4 protein-coding genes are annotated in these 2871 nt (G+C 58.1%); 2 read left to right on the top strand and 2 right to left on the bottom strand.

Translation table 11 applies throughout. The features are described from left to right. Positions 1 to 351 (bottom strand): plasmid recombination protein (locus MF4836_RS34590; protein ID WP_178103012.1); only part of this gene is annotated, 351 nt, incomplete at its 3' end. Positions 352 to 730: 379 nt separating this feature from the next. Here MF4836_RS34590 and MF4836_RS34585 point away from each other — a divergent pair. Together MF4836_RS34585 and MF4836_RS34580 are read left to right on the top strand one after the other, a co-directional pair. Beyond that, positions 731 to 1096: a hypothetical protein gene (locus MF4836_RS34585; protein WP_078474161.1), complete on the top strand. Its 366-nt coding sequence runs from the start codon at positions 731 to 733 to the stop codon at positions 1094 to 1096. Between the two features lie 509 nt (positions 1097 to 1605). Then, positions 1606 to 2133 (top strand): replication/maintenance protein RepL, encoded by a 528-nt coding sequence (locus MF4836_RS34580; protein ID WP_078474160.1) that lies wholly within the window; start codon positions 1606 to 1608, stop codon positions 2131 to 2133. On the opposite strand, the gene mobV is transcribed toward MF4836_RS34580, so the two are convergent. Then, a partial coding sequence (gene mobV, locus MF4836_RS34575) for a MobV family relaxase (RefSeq protein WP_078474159.1) occupies positions 2130 to 2871 on the bottom strand: 742 nt, incomplete at its 5' end. The genes MF4836_RS34580 and mobV overlap by 4 nt on opposite strands.

Below are 2871 nucleotides of genomic sequence, written 5' to 3'. Positions count from 1 at the left end.
GTGAATGCTGGCCGTGATGATCCGATCGGCCCCGTACTTGTCGGCCAACCACTGCAAGGACTGCTGGAAGAGCGCCTTTTCCTGTTCTGGCGTCGCTGTAACGAACCATTCCGGGCTGGCCGACATCACGTATTCAACGGCCAGCACAGCGTCTTTGCGCCGTTTCTCCGGAAGCAAAGCACGCAGCTTGCCCATCGCCTCATCTGTGTTTTTGGCGACCAGGTGTTGATTGTCGGGTGTGCGCTTCGGGTCAGCATTTCGCGTCTCGCGTTCGCGGTAGCAATGCTGCATCGAGGCCGCCACAGCGCCCATGTTGGAGAGCTTCTCCGCTCGCATGATTGCGTATGCCATGTCATCCCCGATCCGCTCGAAATTCGCCTAGCTCCGCTGGGCCACTTGATTACAAGTGTACTCACTAGACTTTGCTTCGCAAAGATCGTTCGGGCTGCGCCCCCCAAGAGCCTGCGCGGCTTCGCCTTACTCCCCCTACTGACGCGCCCCCCCAAGGGGGCTTGTCCGTTCGCCACGTGGCAGGCAGTCAGGGGAAGAACGCCCCTGACCACCAGCCCTGAGCGTTGGGGTCGCTCCAGGGCGTCAAGGCCAAGCCGCTTCGCGGTCGCTGCGCGAGCCTTGACTCCCTTCCACTCTAAAGTGGTCTAAATCAATGATTGAGAAGGTTTTATTTTATCTATGATGGCGATTTCCACATGACTTGGGAGTGGGACAAACAATGAGTACTGCAACGAATGTTGAGCCGTTGAGCCACGGCCTGCGGGTAGTAGCCGAGAGCTATGTAAATACACGCAAGGACTTGAAGAAAGCTACCCATGTAGCTGTGCTGCTGGCGGTGATTACAGGTGGTGTATGCGCTGGTCTGTTGGGTGTTCTGCCCGGTGCTGTGGCATTCGGTAGTGGACTCGTGTTCGCTTATGCCCGGCGATGGTGGAAGCTCAAGCGACTACTGGTTGTCGAGCGTGTAATCGCTGATGCCATGGTGCGCGAAATGATGGAACAAGGCCTAGACGGGTTCATGGCAGCGCAAGTGCTGGCGAACTGGCTACACGATGCACGCCAAGGCAAGACACCATTCCAGTAAGCAGGGGCAAAGACGGCACCTGCGCCTTCAGTGAAGGGAACGAATGGAGTGGGGGTCAAGGGGTTGGTGCGGCCCGCAGACGCGAAGCGGCGAGGACTCGGCCCCTTGACGTCCACGGAATGACCCCAGCCTCCGTGAGTGGGGGCAGGGGGTGCTCTTCCCCTGCCCCCCGAGCCCTCGGCGGCAAGAGTGGGGGTTCCAAGGGGGCAAAGCCCACTTGGGCGAGGGCCGAAGGCCCGCTGCAAGCCATAAAAAATCGCTGCCCGGAGGGCAGGCATTCTCAAGGCCGAAGGCCGTGCTTTTCAGGGGTAAGGCATCGCCTAGGGCAGAGCCCTATTGAGATATAGAAGAGGTTTTTGGTAACTGGTTGATTTCAAAAGAGTTTTATCAAAGGGAAGCTCATAGCTGGTGAGCTTCGGGAAGCTCACAGCTGGTGAGCTTCAGAGATTGAACCTAGATCATAGATAGTATATAAACGGCTCACCATTTGAGCCGATCAAGGTCATGAAATGAGCCGTTCAGTACCGCCTGATGAGCCTTCAGAGGCTCATCCGAACACAGACAACTACAATTTTGTCCAAGTCTCTCGGAGCTATCTCAGAGAGATGCGAGGACTTGCCCGCAAAAGCCCTGTGGCTCACGAGATTTTGTACTACTTGGTGGAGCATATGGGTCGTACGACGAACGCCGTTGTATGCAGCAGGAACGTGCTGGCAGAGGTAACTGGGTGCAGCATTGCGACTGTCGGTAGGGCCATCAGAGTCCTCAAGGACGACAACTGGATCGACACTGTGAAGATCGGCAACGCTAGCGCCTACTGCGTCAACGAGCGGGCGTTCTGGCAGGCGGGTCGGAACCAACGGCAATACGCGGTTTTCTCTGCAACCGTCATTGCCGCAGCCTCAGAGCAGGACAGCGATTTCCGCGAGAAGGCCAAGCAGAAGCTGACCTACATCCCCGTGATCGAGGACAGCGACATCGCCGTTACCGGAAACGATCAACTTCCCCCACCAGACCAACAAGACCTAGATATCTAAAGGCTAAAGCCCTTCCCTTTGGTGACCGTCTTGTTCTTGCTCTGCTCCTTGGCCTTGGCGTTCTCCTGCTGGAGTTCTGAGGCCATCTTGAGCACGCTGGCCACCTGATCCTTGGTAAGCCCCCTGAAAGCCCCTTCAAACGTCTCCAGGCGCTTTCTGAGGCCTTTTGCCGTGTTGCGTGCCTCTCTCGCCTTGCGTTGCTCCTGCGCCACCGTCGAGGCCGTAGCGACCGTCCCGGCAAACCCTTTGTTCAAATCCTTCGTCACACGCTTGGCGATCATCTCTGCATCTTCGACCAGATCGCCACGGCCTCTGACCCGCTCCAGCAAACTCGCCTTCTCCAGCACACGCGGTTCTACGGATGAGGGCAGAAGCGTCACGGAAGGCTCCACTCCCCGTTGAACCGCCGCGTAGTGCTGCTGGATTCGCTGATGGTTGGCCATGCTGCCCTCGATCCCGCGTTCCAAGCCCAGATTGGCCACACACGCGGCGTAGCTGGTCTGGTCAGCGCGCATCTTGTCCCGACTGCCGATGAACTCCTTGGCGCTCAGGCGTTTGTCCTGAGTCAGCGGCACGACGAAGGCGGACAGGTGCGGCGTGGTTTCGTCCCGGTGAATGCTGGCCGTGATGATCCGATCGGCCCCGTACTTGTCGGCCAACCACTGCAAGGACTGCTGGAAGAGCGCCTTTTCCTGTTCTGGCGTCGCTGTAACGAACCATTCCGGGCTGGCCGACATC

Source organism: Pseudomonas sp. MF4836 (assembly GCF_002018875.1).
In the GTDB taxonomy this organism is placed as follows: Bacteria; Pseudomonadota; Gammaproteobacteria; order Pseudomonadales; family Pseudomonadaceae; genus Aquipseudomonas.
The sequence above is the reverse complement of the archived record's forward strand: the minus strand, read 5'-3'. Positions and strand labels throughout refer to the sequence as shown.